Annotated in this window: 10 protein-coding genes and 6 pseudogenes; 1 reads left to right on the top strand and 15 read right to left on the bottom strand. The window is 67.2% G+C overall.

Annotated features, from left to right (window positions below; genetic code table 11):
* The first annotated feature begins 167 nt into the window (after positions 1–167).
* Positions 168–461 (top strand): hypothetical protein, encoded by a 294-nt coding sequence (locus tag NHF48_RS19275; RefSeq protein WP_253072002.1) that lies wholly within the window; start codon positions 168–170, stop codon positions 459–461.
* Between the two features lie 184 nt (positions 462–645).
* On the opposite strand, the pseudogene NHF48_RS19270 reads toward NHF48_RS19275, so the two are convergent.
* From NHF48_RS19270 to NHF48_RS19200, 15 genes and pseudogenes are all read right to left on the bottom strand, one after another.
* A pseudogene (locus tag NHF48_RS19270) lies at positions 646–1,812 on the bottom strand (deoxyguanosinetriphosphate triphosphohydrolase).
* Complete coding sequence (locus tag NHF48_RS19265) at positions 1,809–2,318, bottom strand: SPOR domain-containing protein (RefSeq protein WP_253072001.1); 510 nt, start codon at positions 2,316–2,318, stop codon at positions 1,809–1,811. Before NHF48_RS19265 ends, NHF48_RS19270 begins: the two are co-directional and overlap by 4 nt.
* 10 nt (positions 2,319–2,328) lie before the next feature.
* Positions 2,329–2,697, bottom strand: coding sequence for a hypothetical protein (locus NHF48_RS19260; protein ID WP_263816970.1), 369 nt, complete (start codon positions 2,695–2,697; stop codon positions 2,329–2,331).
* Positions 2,698–2,845: 148 nt separating this feature from the next.
* On the bottom strand, positions 2,846–3,979 hold the full coding sequence (locus tag NHF48_RS19255) for a hypothetical protein (protein ID WP_253071999.1): 1,134 nt from the start codon (positions 3,977–3,979) through the stop codon (positions 2,846–2,848).
* Positions 3,980–4,213: 234 nt separating this feature from the next.
* A pseudogene (gene ftsZ, locus NHF48_RS19250) lies at positions 4,214–5,790 on the bottom strand (cell division protein FtsZ).
* A 113-nt stretch (positions 5,791–5,903) separates the two neighbouring features.
* Positions 5,904–7,168 (bottom strand): annotated as a pseudogene (gene ftsA, locus NHF48_RS19245) (cell division protein FtsA).
* Between the two features lies 1 nt (position 7,169).
* Positions 7,170–8,144 carry a cell division protein FtsQ/DivIB gene (locus tag NHF48_RS19240; RefSeq protein ID WP_253071998.1) on the bottom strand — a complete coding sequence of 325 codons (975 nt, stop codon included), beginning with the start codon at positions 8,142–8,144 and terminating at the stop codon, positions 7,170–7,172.
* Positions 8,141–9,079 carry a D-alanine--D-alanine ligase gene (locus NHF48_RS19235; RefSeq protein ID WP_253071997.1) on the bottom strand — a complete coding sequence of 313 codons (939 nt, stop codon included), beginning with the start codon at positions 9,077–9,079 and terminating at the stop codon, positions 8,141–8,143. The genes NHF48_RS19240 and NHF48_RS19235 overlap by 4 nt, the downstream gene beginning before the upstream one ends.
* 106 nt (positions 9,080–9,185) lie before the next feature.
* Positions 9,186–10,039, bottom strand: a pseudogene (murB, locus tag NHF48_RS19230) (UDP-N-acetylmuramate dehydrogenase); the annotation flags it as partial.
* 126 nt (positions 10,040–10,165) lie between these two features.
* Positions 10,166–11,585: pseudogene (gene murC, locus NHF48_RS19225) on the bottom strand (UDP-N-acetylmuramate--L-alanine ligase).
* A pseudogene (locus NHF48_RS19220) lies at positions 11,582–12,680 on the bottom strand (UDP-N-acetylglucosamine--N-acetylmuramyl-(pentapeptide) pyrophosphoryl-undecaprenol N-acetylglucosamine transferase). Before NHF48_RS19220 ends, murC begins: the two co-directional pseudogenes overlap by 4 nt.
* A 53-nt stretch (positions 12,681–12,733) precedes the next feature.
* Positions 12,734–13,915, bottom strand: a complete 1,182-nt coding sequence (locus tag NHF48_RS19215) for an FtsW/RodA/SpoVE family cell cycle protein (RefSeq protein WP_253072488.1) — start codon at positions 13,913–13,915, stop codon at positions 12,734–12,736.
* Between the two features lie 71 nt (positions 13,916–13,986).
* Complete coding sequence (gene murD, locus NHF48_RS19210) at positions 13,987–15,387, bottom strand: UDP-N-acetylmuramoyl-L-alanine--D-glutamate ligase (RefSeq protein WP_253071996.1); 1,401 nt, start codon at positions 15,385–15,387, stop codon at positions 13,987–13,989.
* Complete coding sequence (gene mraY, locus NHF48_RS19205; RefSeq protein WP_253071995.1) at positions 15,384–16,454, bottom strand: phospho-N-acetylmuramoyl-pentapeptide-transferase; 1,071 nt, start codon at positions 16,452–16,454, stop codon at positions 15,384–15,386. Before mraY ends, murD begins: the two co-directional genes overlap by 4 nt.
* Entirely contained in the window at positions 16,455–17,846 is a 1,392-nt protein-coding gene (locus NHF48_RS19200) for a UDP-N-acetylmuramoyl-tripeptide--D-alanyl-D-alanine ligase (protein WP_253071994.1), read from the bottom strand.
* Positions 17,847–17,862 lie beyond the last annotated feature (16 nt).

Raw genomic sequence — 17,862 nt, 5'->3', positions numbered from 1 at the left:
CACCCGCCGCGCTGGTCGCATGCAGGGGGCCGTTCATCGTTGCAGTTGACGCAATCGCGACGGATCGGTTTGCAATTGCAACTCATGCTGCACCGCAATATTTCACTGGCTCGAGAGTTGGGTAAACACCTGATCCGGCTCGACGCACCACCGCGGGAGACACGATCATGCGCAATACTTTCAAGATCATCGCAGCAGCAGCGGCCGCCCTCACCTCGACGATCGGCATGGCCGCCGACGCAAAGCAGAGCTTCGTCCATGAGGGCAGCACGTACGTCTATACCTCGACGCAGGACCATGGCCGCCAGGTCATCGACGGCCGTCGCTATCCGTCGGGCCAGAAGTTCCACCTGATCGTTCGCGGCGACCGCGTATCGGGTGTCTCGGCCGGCGTCCCGGTCACGTTCAAGACCAACGAGGCCAATGGCGCGGCTGGCGGCATCGCTTCGGTTACGCGTTGAGCTAGTTAGCTTTTGGAAATTGCAGCGGCGGTCGGACCTCGGTCCGGCCGCCGTTTTGCGTTTGGTTTCAAACACCCCCGTCATCCTGACGAAAGTCAGGATCCAGGGTAACGAGCGATGTCCCTAGTAACTCTGGATCCTGACTTTCGTCAGGATGACGGACGAGCGTAACAATGTGCCTGCTTCAAAACCCTTCGGGCAGGTCGATCGGGCCGACCAAGTCACGGTAGCGTGACACCGCATACCGATCCGTCATCCCCGCGATGAAATCCGCGATATGCCTGCTGCGGTTGGGATCCTCGGTCGGCAGCCGCTCGCGCCATTCCTCGGGGATCGTCAGCGGGTCGTCATGATAGACCGCGAACAGGCCGGACACGATTCCGTGCGCCGCATCCGCCGCCGCCAGTTGCCGCGGATGATGATAGAGATTGGCGTACATGAAGCGCTTCAAGTCGCGCTCCGCCTCGCGCATTTCGGGGAGAAGCCGACCAGGCACTGCCCCGCATCGCGGACGTCGTCGACGCTGGTGACGCCGCTCGCCGCGATCCGTTGGCGGGTCTCGGCGATCAGGTCGTTGACCATCGTGCCGATCTGCGTGCGGACGAGCTCGCCGACCAGGCGCTTCGGGTCGATGTCGGGGAAGCGCCGCCGCACGTCGTCCCAGCCGCGTGCGACCAGCGGCACCGCGAGCATCTGGTCGAGCGTCAGCAACCCGGCGCGCAGGCCGTCGTCGATGTCGTGATTGTCGTAGGCGATATCGTCGGCGATCGCCGCGACCTGCGCTTCGAGGCTTGAGAAACTGGTCAGATCGAGTGGGTATTTCGCGTCCGCCGTCGCCAGCGCCCAGCCCGGATGCCGCACTGGGCCGTTGTGCTTGGCGAGGCCTTCGAGCGTTTCCCATGTCAGGTTCAGCCCGTTCCATAACGGATAGGGCCGCTCGATTGTCATCAGCGTGCGCAGCGTATGGCCGTTGTGATCGAAGCCACCTTGGCCAGTAAGCGCCGCCTTCAGCGCATCCTCACCGGCATGGCCGAACGGCGGATGGCCGATGTCGTGTGCGAGACACAGCGCCTCGGTCAGGTCCTCGTTCAGCGCCAGCGTCCGCGCGATCGTCCGGCCGATCTGCGCGACCTTCGAGGCTGTGCGTCAGGCGGACGCGAAAATGATCGTCGTCGGGGGCCATGAACACCTGGGTCTTGTGGCGCAGGCGACGGAAGCTGATCGAGTGGATGATCCGGTCGCGGTCGCGCTGGAAAGCATCGCGGGGGCCACGGACGGACCCGTTCTGTTCCTCGTGAAGCCGTCCTTTGCTGCGCGCCGGGTCCGATGCCCAGGGCGCACGGTAGCTCACTTCGACGGCAACTTCGTGATGATTTCGCCCGGATCGCTGGTGAAGGTGAACGTCGAGACACCCTCCTTGGCGAGCTGATTGACGAAGGTCCGCGCCTCGGCATCGGTCTTGAACGGCCCGGCGAGCACGCGGTTGGTCGCCTTCCACGGCGCGGTCCAGCCGCCACGCGTGCCGAACACGGTCGGCGCCTTCGCCTTCGCCTTCTTCCACGCCTTGGGCAGATCGCCCTCAGTCGCGCCGGTCGACACCTGCACCCAGGTCCGCGCAGGATTGGCACGCGCGATCCGCTTTTCCTCGGCCGCAGCCTTGTCGGCGGCAAGCTTCTCGGCGGCGGCTGCCTTCTTCTCGGCGAGCGCCTTCTTGTCGGCGATGGCTTTTTTCGCTGCGGCCTTCTTGTCGAGCGCCGCCTTCTTCTCGGCGGCGAGCTTGTCCGCAGCCAGCGTCTTGGCGGCGATCGCCTTCGCCGCTGCGTCCCGCTCGGTCTTGGCTTTCGCCTCGGCCAGCACGCGCTCGGAATCATCCGGGACGGGGATGGCGGCGGGGGGTCACGACCGGCGCGGGATGCATCGGCGCGACGTCGAGCTCGGACGCGGGGATCGACAGGCCCGCGACGATCCGCGCGAGGATCGAGTCCTCGCTCGCGGCGACCGCGTGGGTGCGCGGCGACGATGTGCCGGCTACCGGCGCGGGCGTGGACAAACTGGTGAAGCCGGGCGTCGGCGTCTCGGCGCTGGCACTCTGCGGTGGGGCGACCTGCTGAACGGGCGCCTGCTGTATCGGAGTCGGTAGCGGCGAAACCGAGGGCGCCGCCGTCGCCGACGCTGCGAGCGCATTTGCCGCGCGGGTCGGATCGGGTTTTGCCTGTCCCAGCGGGATCGCCGCCATCTGCGTGGCTACGCTCTGCGGAAGCGTTCCCAGCGTCGATGGCGCTGGGACTGTGCGGGCAACCGGCGACGGGCTCGGCTGGATGGTGGCCGAGACGACGGAGTTCGTTTCCGCAGCCGGATTGATACGAGTGCCCTGAGCGGCAACGTTAGGTGCTGAATAGCTTGGTTGCGAAGGCTGAACGGTACGCGCCGGAAGCGGCTGCACCGTCTGCATCGGCGCTGCTGCGAGTTGGACGGGGGCAGTGTATGGGGTCCGAGCCGGAACCGTGGTGAGCGTTCGTGGCGCGGTGGTCGTCGGCGGGACCGGTGCCGACGTCGTCACGGGCACTGGTGTTGACGACGGCCGCGTCACCGCGGCCATCTGGACACGGTCGCGGCTCGAGCGGCGATCGCGCTTGTCCTTCTTGCCGGTTGTCGCAGCGACTGCGGGTTGCGGCGTTACGGCTGCCATCATTACCGGCGCGGTCGGATCTGCGGCTAGAATGCCCAACGGTGGCGCCATCCGTGCATCCGCGAGGCGTGCCGGCGTCGCGTGGACTTCGCCGAAATGGACTGCGAACGCGCGGTCGCTTGCCGGCAGGTTGGGCAGGCGTTGAAAGAAGGGTTGCAGGCCTTGCGCGGTACCTGCGGGCATCATCGTGGTGGCGATCTTCTCCGCGCCGGCGACATCGCCGTTCATCGCGAGGATGAACGCGCGCGACCGCCATGCACCACGATCGCTCTTGAGCAGGAGCGGATTGAGCTGCTGGACCGCGAGCTCCGGGCTTGCCGGAGATGCCAAGCGACAACGCATAGCGCCGCGTCGTCTCGTCGTCCGGGGCGTCGCGGAGCGCCACGCGGTAGTCGCGCTGCGCCCGATCCTGCTGGCCGATTAGGTCGTAGGCGAGCCCGCGGTCGGCGGCGAAGTTGCGCGGGTCGAGGCCAAGGCCTTCCGCCTGCGCGTAATAACGTAGCGCTTCGCCGGGACGCTCGGACCGAACGAGGATCGATGCCATCCCCGCCTTGGCGCGGCCGTCGCGCGGGTTCACCTTCTCGGCGCGCGCGAACAATGCCGCGGCACCGCTGAGATCGCCGAGGCCCATCGAAAGGTCGCCGGCCTTGATCAGCGCGTCGATGTTGCGAGGATTGCTCGCGAGCTGGCGCATCACGTCGCCGAGCTTGTCCGCGTCGGTGGTGCCGGGGATCGCCTGCACGACGGCTTGCGCGGACGCGGCGGCTGGCACGGCCGCGAGCACGAGGGCCAGCGCGGCGGTCAGGAGATGATGGGAGGACCGGGTCATGAGGTTCAACTGTCTAGACGCCAGCCCGACCGAACCGGCAATGTCTCGCACGCATGCGCGCGACGAACTGGGCTGGGGCGGCGACGAATGCAGGGTTTTGCGGACGCAAGCGCGAAAGCCCTGCCTGGCGTGCCCTCACCCTTCGCCGCCTCTGGCGTCTCCCCCTCTCCCGTTGGGAGAGGGGAGGTCAGGGCTGGATCGTGCAAGATATTGATAAGTCGGGACGTTCCCGGCTTACTGGTTGTTCTGACGATGCAGGAAGCGGGGGATGTCGAGCGGATCCTGAGGGGCCGCTTCGCCGTCTTCCTTCGCAGCACCGCGTGCCGCATTCGACATGCGCTCGAACAGCGTACCGCCGAGCTTCACGCGCGGTGCGGCCGGAACCGCCTCGGGGGCAGTCTCGGCACCCGGAGCGAGCCAGCGACGACGTGCACCACCTTCGTCCGCAGCCGGCGTCGGCACCGGAACAGCCGGAGCGATCGGCGCGCGAGCGGGCGGCACCGACGATGCCGAAGCCGGACGCGCGATCGGACCGCGACCGTAAGGCTCGTCGCCATACGTGCGCGGCGCGGGCGCAGGCTGCGGTGCAGGAGCAACCGGCGCAGGCGCGGCCTGCGGCACCATCGTCTCGGCACCGAGCACCAGCTCGTCATCCGACTTCGACGCCGACGTCTCGACTTCCGACGACGCGATCAGATCGAGCGGCTCTTCGTCGGCTGACGACGCAGCAGGCGCGGCCGACGAAGCGGTAGGCTCGCTCGGACGGAACGAGGTGTTCTCGTCGGTCTTGCGCGATCCGAAGCTGAACGAGCGGGTCGGCTCAGGCGCGACTTCCGGAGGACGCGCATCCGCGTCGATCCCGGTCGCGACGACCGAGACGCGGATCTTGCCCTCGAGCTCCTGGTTGAACGCCGAACCCCAGATGATGTTCGCATCGGGATCGACCAGGTCGCGGATGTGATTCGCGGCTTCGTCGACTTCGAGCAGGCGCATGTCGTCGCCGCCGGTGATCGAGATGATGACGCCCTTCGCGCCGCGCATGCTGACGCCTTCGAGCAGCGGGTTCGAGATCGCCTTCTGTGCAGCCTCGAGCGCGCGGTTGTCGCCGCTTGCCTCGCCGGTGCCCATCATCGCCTTGCCCATCTCCTGCATCACCGAGCGGACGTCGGCGAAATCGAGGTTGATGAGGCCCGGCATCACCATCAGGTCGGTGATGCTGCGGACGCCCTGCTGGAGCACCTCGTCCGCCATCGTGAACGCTTCCTTGAAGGTCGTGTTCGCGTTGGCGATGAGGAACAGGTTCTGGTTCGGGATGACGATCAGCGTGTCGACATACTTCTGCAGCTCGTCGATGCCGCCTTCGGCCGACTTGGCGCGACGGTTGCCCTCGAACGCGAACGGCTTGGTCACGACGCCCACCGTGAGGATGCCCATGTCGCGCGCCGCCTTGGCGATGACCGGCGCTGCGCCCGTGCCCGTGCCGCCGCCCATGCCGGCGGTGATGAAGCACATGTGCGCGCCTTCGAGCATCTTGGCGAGCTGGTCGATCGTCTCTTCGGCGGCCGCACGGCCGATCTCGGGACGCGAACCGGCGCCGAGACCTTGCGTGATCTTGGTGCCGAGCTGGATCCGCTGCGGTGCGGTCGACTGCTTCAACGCCTGCGCGTCGGTGTTCGCCACGAGGAAGTCGACGCCCTGGACGTCGGCCCGCATCATGTTGGCGATCGCGTTGCCGCCCGCGCCGCCGACGCCGATCACCGCGATGCGGGGGCCAGATCGTCCACTTCGGGACTAAGGAATTCGATGCTCATCGCCGTTCTCCGCACAACCCGGTAGATACGCTACGGCCGGGCCCCTGATTAATCTGTGTGCACCAACGTCACGGCCTGTTCCAGCCGAAATAACGCCAGCGCCCTCGAAACTCTTAATAATTCGCGCGTGCTGCCTGAATCAACTTGCGCATCATGCCCATACCCTTTGGCCGATGCACCGTCGTCCGCTGCGGCGCGAGCCCGCGAAGGTCGATCGGGTTGGTCGCCGCATAGAAGGCCAACCCCGCTAGCGTCGCGAACGCCGGTCCGCCATGCGCTTCCGGCAGCGCGGTCAGACCACGCGGTCGACCGATCCGCACCGACCGCCCGAGCGCCTGTTGCGCATAGTCGGCGATGCCCTTGAGCTCCGCGCCGCCGCCGGTCAGCACGACCTGACGCCCGACCGGCCCCTCGAACTTCAGCTTGGTGAGCGCGTTGCGCACTTCGCCCATCTGATGCTCGAGCCGCTGGCGGATCACGCCGATCAGCTGCGCCTTGGTGATCTGAGCGCCCTCGCCCGCGCCGTCCTCCGCGGAGATCGGCATGACCGGGATCATGTCGTGATTATCGCGCGGGCTCGCGTTGGCCGAGCCATGGAAGCACTTCATCCGCTCGGCATTCTGGCGCCGCGTACCGAACGCGCTGGCGATGTCGTCGGTAATGTCCTGCGCACCGATCGGGATCGAGGTCAGCCCGACCAGCATGCCGCCCGCGAACAGCGACACGTTGGTGATCCCCGCCCCCATTTCGACCAGCGCGACGCCAAGCTCGCGCTCCTCGTCGCTGAGACAGGCGAGGCCCGTCGCGACCGGCGAGGCGATGATCGACTTCACTTCGAGATGCGCCGACCGCACGCACAAATCGAGATTACGCACCGGTGATCCGTCCGCGGCGACGACATGGATGTGCACACCAAGCCGATCCGCGTGCAGCCCAAGCGGTGTCTTCACCCCCCGTAAGCCCGTCGAGCGTATAGAGCGCCGGCTGCGCGTGGAGCACCATGCGCCCCTGCGGATCGATCGAGTTGCGCCCCGCGGCGAGCAACGCATCGATATCCTGCTGCTCGACGCGGTGGCCGCCCAGCTCGAACTCGACTTCGGCGACGTCGGACACCAGCCCGCCGGCCGAGAACCCGACCCAGACATTCTCGATGTTGATCCCGGCGATCCGCTCGGCCTGCTCGACCGCCTCGCGCACTGCCGCTTCGGTCGTCGCCATGTCGGCGATATAGCCGCGCTTGACGCCGCGGCTCTCGCGCTGGCCGGTGCCGAGCACGATCAGCTCGCCGCCGTCCCCCTTCTGCGCGATCATCGCCGAAACCTTCGACGACCCGATATCGAGCGCCGTGATCAGCCCCTTCCGGTGCCACCTTTGCCATGTCATCCCTCCCCGCCCGTTACGTTCGCGCCCGCCGTTTGCGACGGAGTATTCGTAGTTTCGCCCGTTGCCGGCACGCTCGCCCCCGAGCTGGCAGGTGCCGGCACGTCGACGCTGTGCGCCAGGCTCGCACCCGGTTTGCGCGCGACCAGCTTGGTCGGATCACGCATGTCGAACCGGATCCAGCCGCGCCCCAGCAACGGCCGCGCCCCATCCAGCTCGGCGAACTTCACCAGGGCGCGCGGCGCACCGTCTTCCGGCAGCGCCAAAGTCTCGCCGCTCTCGAAGGTAAGGTCCCAGCGCCGATTGCCGACCCAGGTCGCCGCCTTCACGCGCGGCTTAAGCGCGGGCGCGGCAGCGAGCAGCGTCTGGTACGACGCCTCCTGCCGATCCGCGCCCGGCCCGATCACCAGCGGCAGGTTCGGGATCGCGTCGGGCTGCACCGGCTCCAGCAGCACGCCCGACGAATCGATCAGCGTCAGCTGCCCATTGTCCTGCCACACCGCAGCCGGCGTCCGCTCGACGATATCGACGAGCATCGTGTTCGGCAGCCGCCGCGAGACATGCGCGTCCGCGATCCAGCCATAGCGCAGCAGTTTCTGCCGCACCGCCTCCAGATCGACCGACAGCATCGACGTCTGGTTCTGCTTGTCCTCCAGCGCGACGGCATAGACCGACATCCGGTCCATCCGCTTGAGGCCCGTCACCTCGATCTGCTCGACCTTGAAGCCCGCGCGCCCGGCACCCTCGGCCACCGCCGCGCCGATCATGCCGGGGATGCCAACCCACGTCGCCGCCGCGATCGCGACCGCACCGCCCGCGCCGAGGATCGACCACGTCGCGATTTTCCGAAGCGTGTCCTCGCTGACCGGGAGCATCCCGACCAGCCGGTCCATCACCGACACCTTCTTGACCGCGACCTTCCGCCGCGGGGCGGGCCGCTTGGGCGGCGGACCGCGCTTGATCGTGCGGCTCATGGAGAGGGGTGATCCGCGATCGCCTCGTCGACGATCGCCTGCACCAGCTCGGCATAGCTCATGCCGATATGCCGTGCCTGCTCGGGCACGAGGCTCAGCGGCGTCATCCCCGGCTGGGTGTTCACCTCGAGCAGGAACAGCCCATCGACGCCGCGCTCGTCATCCCAGCGGAAGTCCGACCGCGACGCGCCCTTGCAGCCGAGCAACCGGTGCGCTTCGAGCGCGAGGCTCTTGCACGCGTCGGTGATCTCGTCGGGGATCTCCGCGGGACAGACGTGGACGGTCATCCCATCGGTGTATTTCGCGTCGTAATCGTACCAGCCGCTCTTGGGCTTCAACTCGGTCACGCCGAGCGCCTTGCCACCGAGCACCGCGGTCGTGAGTTCGCGCCCACGGATATACGGCTCAGCCAGCAGTTCCTCGAACTCGCCCCAAGGCCCGACGCTGTCGCGCGCGATCGGATTCCCGTAATTGCCGCTGTCGGTGACGATCGCGACGCCGACCGACGAGCCTTCGTTGACCGGCTTCAGCACATACGGCCGCGCCATCGGGTCACCCTCGAACAGGTCGGCCGACTTGACGATCCGCCCACCTGGCATCGGCACGCCCGCGGGGACGAGCAACAGCTTGGTGAGCACCTTGTCGATCGCGATCACCGACGTCGTGAGGCCGGAGTGGGTGTAGCGGAGGCCCATCAGGTCGAGCAGCCCCTGCACCGAACCGTCCTCGCCGGGGGTGCCGTGCAGCGCGTTGAACACGAGATCGGGCTGCGCCTCGGCGAGCTTGGCGGCGACATCCCGCCCCATATCGATCCGCGTAACCCGGTGCCCGAGCGACTCCAGCGCGTCCGCACAGCCGTTACCCGACATCAGCGAAACCTCACGCTCCGCCGACCAGCCGCCCATCAGGACCGCGATGTGAAGGGGCGCGCTCACTGCTCCCCTCCCGCCTGCGGGAGGGGTCGGGGAGGGGTTGATGCGAGATGCCGGTATCCAGACCGCCCTCCCCCGACCCCTCCCGCAAGCGGGAGGGGAGGTACTCACCAACCCGCTGGATTTCCCATTCCAACGTCACCCCCGAATGCGCCTTCACCTTGTCCCGTACCTCTTCACCCAGCGCCTCGATCTCCGCGCTTGACGCGGACCCGAGGTTCAGCAGGAAATTGCAATGCTTCTCGCTGACCTGCGCATCACCGCGAGTCAGCCCCCCGACACCCGGCCGCGTCGATCAACGCCCAAGCCTTGTGCCCCTCGGGATTCTTGAACGTCGACCCCCCCGGTGCGCGAACGCAGCGGCTGCGAAGCCTCGCGCTCGGCGGCGATCCGGTCCATCTCTGCACCGATCACGGCTGGCTCACCGGGCGTGCCGGAGAACACGGCTTCGACCACGACGGCGCCGGCGGGCAGGTCCGAATGGCGATAGGTGAAGCCGAGCTTCTCGGCGGACCAGGTCTCGACCAAACCCTCACGCGTGACCACGGTAGCCTCGACCAGGATGTCGCTGACGTCGCGGCCATAAGCGCCTGCGTTCATCCGCACTGCCCCGCCGACTGTTCCCGGAATCCCACGCAAGAATTCAAGCCCGGCGATGCCTGCGTCTCGCGCGGCGCTGGCAACGGTGATCCCCATTGCCCCCGCTCCAGCCCTGACGCGGCCGTCCTGCACCGAAACCTTAGCCATAGCCTTGGGAAGCCGCACAACGACCCCCGGCACGCCACCGTCCCGCACGATCAGGTTCGAGCCGACTCCAACAGGTAGCACTGGCGTCGAGGGATCGAGATCGCGCAAATAAACCGCCAGATCGTTCGCAGTGTCAGGCCGCACTAGCGTCTCCGCCGGCCCACCAGTTCGAAACCATATGAAAGCCGCAAGCGATGCCTCAGCCTCGACCTTGATTCCCTTCCCGCTTGCGGGAGGGGGTTAGGGGAGGGACTGACATAGCCGCGTTCGTGCCGTTAGGGGAGGACGCAGCCCCTCCCCCGACCCCTCCCGCAAGCGGAATGGGAGCAGAAGCGTTAGCACTCACGCCAGCACCTTAGCGCGCTCGGCAGCGATCGCATCGGCCAACCCGGCCGCCCATTTCGTGATGTCGCCAGCCCCCCAGACAAACAACCATGTCGTCAGCCTCGATCGTCGCCGCCAGTTCCACCGCCAGCGCGTCAGCGTCCGCAACCACACCCGCGAACCGGTGCCCGCGCCGCTTCAACCCCTCGACCAGAGCAGCCGCGTCGACGCCCTCCACAGGCGCCTCGCCCGCCGCATAAACCGGTGTCACCAGCACGCGATCCGCGTCGTTGAACGCAGTCTGGAAATCCTCCATCAGATTGCCCAGACGCGAATACCGATGCGGCTGGACGACCGCGATCACGCGGCCCTTCACGCCCTCGCGCGCGGCCGCGAGTACGGCGCGGATCTCGACCGGGTGATGGCCGTAATCATCGATGATCGTGACACCGGCCACTTCGCCGACCTTGGTGAAGCGTCGCTTCACGCCACCAAACTTGGCAAACCCCTGCTGGATCGTCGCGTCCGCAATCCCGAGTTCCAGCGCCACGCCGATCGCCGCCAGCGCGTTCTGGACATTGTGCCGGCCCGGCATCGGCATCTCGATCCCCGAAATCGTCCGCGTCACACCATCGCGCTCGCGCACCACGCAATCGAAGCGATTGCCGCCCGGGATCGGCGTGACCTCGACCCCGCGCACATCCGCCTGCGCGGAGAAACCGTACGTTACGACCCGCCGATCACGCACCCGCGGCAGAATCCCCTGCACTTCCGGGTGATCGAGGCACAGCAACGCCGCGCCATAGAAGGGCACGTTCTCGACGAACTCGACGAACGCGTCCTTCACCGCGTCGAACGAGCCGTAATGATCGAGATGCTCGGGATCGATGTTGGTGACGACCGCGATCGTGCCGTCGAGCCGCAGGAAACTGCCGTCGCTCTCGTCCGCTTCCACGACCATCCAGTCGCTCGCGCCCAGCCGCGCGTTCGAGCCGTACGAGTTGATGATCCCGCCGTTGATCACCGTCGGATCGACCCCGCCCGCATCGAGCAGCGCCGCGACCATCGACGTGGTCGTGGTCTTTCCGTGCGTGCCCGCCACCGCGACGGTCGACTTCAACCGCATCAGTTCCGCCAGCATCTCAGCCCGCCGCACGACCGGCACGCGGGCGTTCAACGCCGCCTCGACCTCGGGGTTCGAGCGCACGATCGCGGTCGACACCACCACCACCGCGGCGTCGCCGATGTTCGACGCGGCATGGCCGATCGCGACCGGGATGCCCTTGTCGCGCAACCCCTGCACGACATAGCCCTCGGCCACGTCCGAGCCCTGCACGCGGTAGCCGAGGTTCTTCATCACCTCGGCGATGCCCGACATGCCGATCCCGCCGATGCCGACGAAGTGGATCGTGCCGATATCCGTTGCGACGCCCTTCATGCGAACTGCGCCTTGGGCTTGGAGGGCGCACCGACCGGAATGCGTGACAAGGGCGCGTCTAAACTCTCGACCAGATCGGCCAGATCGCTCGCCGCGTTCGGCCGCCCGCAACTCCGCGCGCGGCCCGCCGCGTTCTGCAATGCCGCCGGATCGAGCCCGAGTTTCTGCATCTGCTTGGCCAGTTCCACTGCGGTAAAGTCTCCCTGCGCGATCGTCCGCGCGCCGCCCGCCCGCGTGATCTCGCGCGCGTTCACGGTCTGGTGGTCGTCGGTCGCGCCCGGCAGCGGCACCAGGATCGCCGGACGCCCCGCCGCGGTCAGTTCCGAAATCGTCGACGCCCCAGCGCGTGCGATTACCAGATGCGCCCACGCCAACTGCTCCGGGCATATCCGGCAGATACGTCGCCAGCTCGGCCGGAATATGATGCTCGGCATACTTGGCGCGGACCGCGTCGATATCCTCGATCCGCGCCTGGTGCGTCACCTGCAACCGCCGCCGGAACGTCACCGGCAGCATCGCCAGTCCGTCAGGCACGACCTGAGACAGGATGCTCGCCCCCTGGCTGCCGCCGGTCACGAGCACACGGAAGATGCCGTCCTCCTCCAGCAACGGATACGGCCGCGAGCGCAGCGCCAGCACCGCCTCGCGCACCGGATTGCCGACCAGATGCGCCTTGCCCAGCAGCTTCGGCGCGAGGCGCTCGGTCGGCTCGGACGAGGTTGCGATCGCGTCCACGCGGCCCGCGACGAAGCGGTTCACGCGCCCCAGCACCGCGTTCTGCTCATGTACCGCAGTCGGGATCTTGTGCGCGAACGCCGCCAGCAACGCCGGCAGCGCAGGATAGCCGCCGAAGCCGATCACCGCGGCGGGCCTGAACGTCCGGTACAGCTCACGCGCCATCGCTCGCCCGCGCCACATCTCTCGCGTCGCTCTCGCCCAACCAAGCGGCCCGCCGGTAAAGCGCCCAGCCGGCAGAACATGCGTCTGGATGTCCTCGAACAGCCCCGGAAACCGCACGCCGCGCGCGTCGCTGACCAGCGCGACACGGTGGCCGCGCTTCGTCAGTTCGGCCGCGAGCGCCGCTGCCGGGACCATGTGTCCCCCGGTCCCACCGGCTGCGAGGACGTAATGCCGAGACTGATTAACGTTCATTCACCACTCCAGCGGACGACATAGGGGCTCCGCGTGAGAAACGGATTGCGCCGGGTAAACGCCAGCAGCAACCCCATGCCGACCGACAACGCGATCATCGACGATCCGCCATAGCTAATGAACGGCAGCGTCATACCCTTAGACGGCGCGAGGCCGGTGTTCACGGCCATGCTGACCAGCGCCTGCGCACCGAACTGCGTGGCGAGGCCCGCCGAGGCCAGCAGCTTGAATTCATCCTGCTCGTCCAGCAGCTTGACGAACACGCGGACGACGATCGCCAGGAAGATCACGGCGATCACCGAGCAAGCGATCAGCCCGAATTCCTCGCCGATCACCGAGAAGATATAGTCGGTATGCGCCTCGGGCAGTCCGAACTTAGCTGCACCGGCTCCAGGTCCCGTCCCGGTCCAGCCGCCCGCGGTCAGCGTATTATGCGCCGCATTCGTCTGGAAATGATCGCCCGCGCCCTCACCCTCGACGCCCGGAAACAGGAACGCATCGATCCGCGACCGCGCCACGCCGTAGAATACATACGCGGCGATCAGGCCCGCGGGTGCCATCGCGACGAGGCCGAGCATCACCTTGGCCGGCGTCCCCGCGATCATCAGCAGCGCCATCCACACCGAGCAGAAGATGATCGTCTGGCCGAAATCAGGTTGCAGCATCAGCAGCACCGCGACGCCCGCGGTCATCGCACCGGTGATCAGCACGGTCGGCAGTTCGGCATCCTTTGCGCGCAACGACAACAGCCAGGCGACCGTGACGATGAACAGTGGTTTCAGGAACTCGGAAGGCTGGAACTGCGCGAACCCGACGCCGAGCCAGCGCCGTGCGCCGTTCGCCTCGACGCCGACAAACGGCGTCACCATCAGCATCAGCACGAACAGCGCGCACCCGCCGATCGCCATCCGCCGCGCCATCGAGACGGGCATCATCGACACGCCGAACAGCACGGGCAAGGACACGCCGACCCACATCAACTGCCGCCAGAAATAGTAGAGCGGCGCGATCTTGTGATGCTCGCCCGAATAGCGGACCGCGCTCGCCGGCGACGCCGCCGCGACCGCGATCAGGCCGATCGCGATCAGGAACAGCGTCAGCAACAGCAGCATCCGGTCGATATCCCAGAACCACGTGCCGAGCGGCGACTGATCGCCCCGCCCGCCGCGCCGCTTCATCTTCGCGACGATGCTGGTCTTCGGTGTGCCCATATCGCCCCTAACGTCGATCCTTCCAGCGCGGATATCGGTCATGCCAGCGACTCCACCGCAGCGCGGAACGCCGCCCCGCGCGCTTCGTAATCGCGAAACTGGTCGAAGCTAGCACAGGCGGGAGATAACAACACCGTGTCGCCAGGCTTGGCGTTGGCGGCGGCAGTGCGGACCGCTGCGTCGAGCGTGCCGACGTTATCGACGGGCATGGAGCCCTTCAGGATTTCGGCGAATTTCGGGCCAGCCTCGCCGATCGTGTAGGCGCGGACGACGTGGCCGAAGGCGGGCTTGCACGCGTCGAGGTCGTCCCCTTTCGCGCGGCCGCCGACGATCCAGTGGACCCGGTCGAACGCAGCCAAAGCCGGCGCGGTGCTCTCGGGATTGGTCGCCTTGCTGTCGTCGACATAGGCGACGCCGGCGTACGAGGCGATCTGCTCCATGCGGTGCGGAAGGCCCGTGAAACTCATGAGGCCACGGTCGATGTCGACCTCGCTTACGCCCAGCGCCTTGACCACGGCGATCGCAGCGAGTGCGTTTTGGGCGTTGTGCGGGCCCTGGAGCGTCGGCCAGTTGCCCTGATCCATGCACACGCCCGGGGCGATCTTGGTGAGGTGCTCGCCCTTCGCCGACAGCCCGCGCGCGATCTCGGCGGACGGGCGGTCAGCGATGCCGATGACCGCGTCATGCTCGGCCGACTGCATCGCGAACAGCCGCGCCTTGGAGGCCGCATAGCCTTCGAACCCGTCATAGCGGTCGAGATGATCCGGCGTGATGTTGAGCAGCACCGCGACGTCGCAATCGAGCGTCTGCGTCAGGTCGATCTGGTAGCTCGACAGTTCGAGCACGTAGACGCCGCCCTCGGGGAGCGGTTGCTGTTCGAGGATCGGCAGGCCGATATTGCCGCCCATCAGCGTGGGGATGCCGGCGGTCTTGAGGATGTGGTGGACGAGTGCGGTGGTGGTGGACTTGCCGTTGGTGCCGGTGATTCCGACGACCTTGTGCGGGGGCAGGTCCGCGCGGGCCTGCGCGAAGAGCTCGATGTCGCCGATCACGGGAACGTTGGCGGCGCGGGCAGCAGCGGCGAGCGGGTGCGTGTTCAACGGCACCCCCGGCGACACGACCAGAGCATCGAAGTCCGAAAGATCATCCAACGGCGCAACGATCAAATCCTCCCCGGCACGGGGAGGGGGACCGCCAGCCGCAGGCTGGTGGTGGAGGGTGGCATCCGCAAGCGAAACGCCTGGAACAGCCCCCCTCCACCAGCAGAGCTGGTCCCCCCTCCCCGTACCGGGGAGGATTGCGTCACGCTTTGCCTCGTCGGAATCCCACGCGACGACCTGCGCCCCACCAGCCACCAACGCCCGCACCGTCGCAGCCCCGGACCGCGCCAGCCCCAGCACCGCGTAGCGTTTCCCGCGCCAGGCCTGCGCAACAATCACCGCAGCTTCAACGTCGAAAGGCCGACCAGCGCCAGCACCAACGCAATGATCCAGAACCGGATCACGACGGTCGCCTCGGCCCAGCCGAGCTGCTCGAAATGATGGTGGATCGGCGCCATCCGGAACACACGCTTGCCGGTGCGCTTGTAGAAGAACACCTGGATGATCACCGACAGTGCCTCGATCACGAACAGCCCGCCGATGATCCCGAGCACGATTTCGTGATGCGCGACGACCGCGATCGTTCCCAGCGCGCCGCCCAGAGCCAGCGACCCGGTATCGCCCATGAACACCGCGGCCGGCGGCGCATTGAACCACAGGAACGCTAGCCCCGCGCCGACGATCGCCCCGCAGAAGATCGCCAGCTCACCAGCGCGCGGCACATGCGGAATCCCAAGATAATCCGCGAACTTCACGTTTCCGACCAGATACACGATCACCATGAACGCGACGCTGGCGATGATCACCGGCATCGTCGCCAGCCCGTCGAGCCCATCGGTGAGGTTCACCGCATTACCGAACGACACGATCGTGAACGCCGCGAACACCGGGAAGAACCAGCCGAGATCAAGGTACATGCGCGACGTGAACGGCAGGTACAGATGCGGTCCGTTCTGCGACATGATGATCGTCGCGGCGACGCCGGCGATGATGAACTCGAGCAGCAACCGCGTGCGCCCGCTGATCCCCGCGGTGCTCGCCTTGCGCACCTTGTCATAGTCGTCGAGGAACCCGATCGTCCCGAAGCCGAGCGTCACGAACAGGCACGCCCAGACATACGGGTTGCTCAGGTCCATCCACAGGAAGATGGCGAGGCACATCGAGGTCAGGATCATCAGCCCGCCCATCGTCGGCGTGCCGCGCTTCGACAGGTGCGACTGCGGGCCGTCGGCGCGGATCGGCTGGCCCTTGCCCTGCCGCACGCGCAACCAGCCGATGAACTTCGGCCCGATGATCAGGCCGATGAACAGCGCGGTTACCACCGCCCCACCGGTCCGCACCGTCTGATAGCGGATGAGGTTCAGCAGGCCGGGAAACCCCAGATGCTCGGCGAGCCAGTACAACATTCAGTTAATCCCGCCTTTGAGGCCCGCTTGAAGACCCGCCACGACGCGCGCGAGGCCAACCCCGTTCGATCCCTTGACGAGCACGACATCGCCCGACGCCAGGATCGTCCGTAACGACGCGAGCGCGGCCGCAGCGTCGCCCACATGGACGGTTTCGATCTGTCCCTCAAGCACCTGCGCTAACGGCGCCATCGCTTCACCGACGAGCAGCGCCATTTCGACGCGCGCGGCGAGGATCGGCTCGGCGAGAGCGGCGTGATAGTCGTCAGAGCCCTCGCCCAATTCGCGCATCTCGCCGAGTACCGCGATGTGGCGGCCGGGTTCATGCCCGAGGACGCTGAGCGTCGCGCGCATCGATGCAGGGTTGGCGTTGTAGCTCTCGTCGATCACCAGTGCCTGGCCTTCGCCGACGGTCACAAGCGACCGCGCGCCACGGCCTTGCAGCCCGCCGAGTTCGGCCAGCGCGAGGCCGGCGAGTCCGAGATCACTGCCGGCCGCCTGCACGCACGCCAGCACGCCGAGCGCATTCGACACCCAATGCGCGCCGGGCTGCGCGATCGTGAAGCTCAGCTCGTGCTCCGCCCCCTGCCCCATCCGCGCAGTGACGAACGTCCCGCCGGTCGGCAGCCGCATCGCCTCGATCGCGCGGACATCGGCGCCCTTCTCGCTGCCGAACGTCACCATGTGCGCGGCGTGTAGTGCGGCGTGTCCGAGCAGACGGTCGCGGTGCGGGCTGTCATAGGGCACGATCGCAGTCCCGTCCGGTTCGAGCCCGGCGAAGATCTCCCCCTTGGCATCGGCGATCGCGCTCTCGTCGGGAAAGAACGCGGTATGCGCGGGCGCGATCGCAGTGATCATCGCGATGTGCGGCCGCACGAGTTGGGTCAGCTCGGCAAGCTCACCGGCGTGGTTCATCCCCATCTCGAACACGCCGAACTTCGCGTCGCGCGGCATCCGGGCGAGGCTTAGCGGGACGCCGGTGTGGTTGTTGTAGCTCTTGACCGAGCGATGCACCTCGCCGGGCGCTGCGCGGTCAAGGCAGGCGAACAGCGCTTCCTTGGCGCTGGTCTTGCCGACCGAGCCGGTGACGCCGATGAACTTGGCGGCGGAACGCGCGCGGCTGGCGCGGCCGAGTGCGTTTAATGCGGCAAAGCTGTCCCCGACGAGGACGTGCGGGTGGTCGCAGGGTTCGAAGACGATCGCGCCAGCCGCGCCCTGTGCGAAGGCCTGATCGAGGAACAGGTGCCCGTCGCTGGCCTCGCCCTTCATCGCGATGAAGAGGTCGCCGGGGCCAACCTCACGCGAGTCGAACGCAACGCCGGTAACGGAAAAGTCACCAGACGCTACGCCGCCGGTAGCGGCGGCTATCTCCGCGGAAGTCCACAAGCTCACTGCTCCCCTCCCGCTT

The organism is Sphingomonas sp. H160509 (assembly GCF_024124765.2).
Lineage (GTDB): Bacteria > Pseudomonadota > Alphaproteobacteria > Sphingomonadales > Sphingomonadaceae > Sphingomonas.
Note: the sequence above shows the minus strand (reverse complement) of the source record. Positions and strands in the feature narration are given on the sequence as shown.

Coding starts and splice junctions, on each gene's coding strand:
- NHF48_RS19275 (WP_253072002.1), top strand. CDS start 168: ATGCGCAATACTTTCAAGATCATCGCAGCAGCAGCGGCCGCCCTCACC.
- NHF48_RS19260 (WP_263816970.1), bottom strand. CDS start 2,697: ATGGCGGCGATCCCGCTGGGACAGGCAAAACCCGATCCGACCCGCGCG.
- NHF48_RS19255 (WP_253071999.1), bottom strand. CDS start 3,979: ATGACCCGGTCCTCCCATCATCTCCTGACCGCCGCGCTGGCCCTCGTG.
- NHF48_RS19240 (WP_253071998.1), bottom strand. CDS start 8,144: ATGAGCCGCACGATCAAGCGCGGTCCGCCGCCCAAGCGGCCCGCCCCG.
- NHF48_RS19215 (WP_253072488.1), bottom strand. CDS start 13,915: ATGAAGCGGCGCGGCGGGCGGGGCGATCAGTCGCCGCTCGGCACGTGG.
- mraY (WP_253071995.1), bottom strand. CDS start 16,454: ATGTTGTACTGGCTCGCCGAGCATCTGGGGTTTCCCGGCCTGCTGAAC.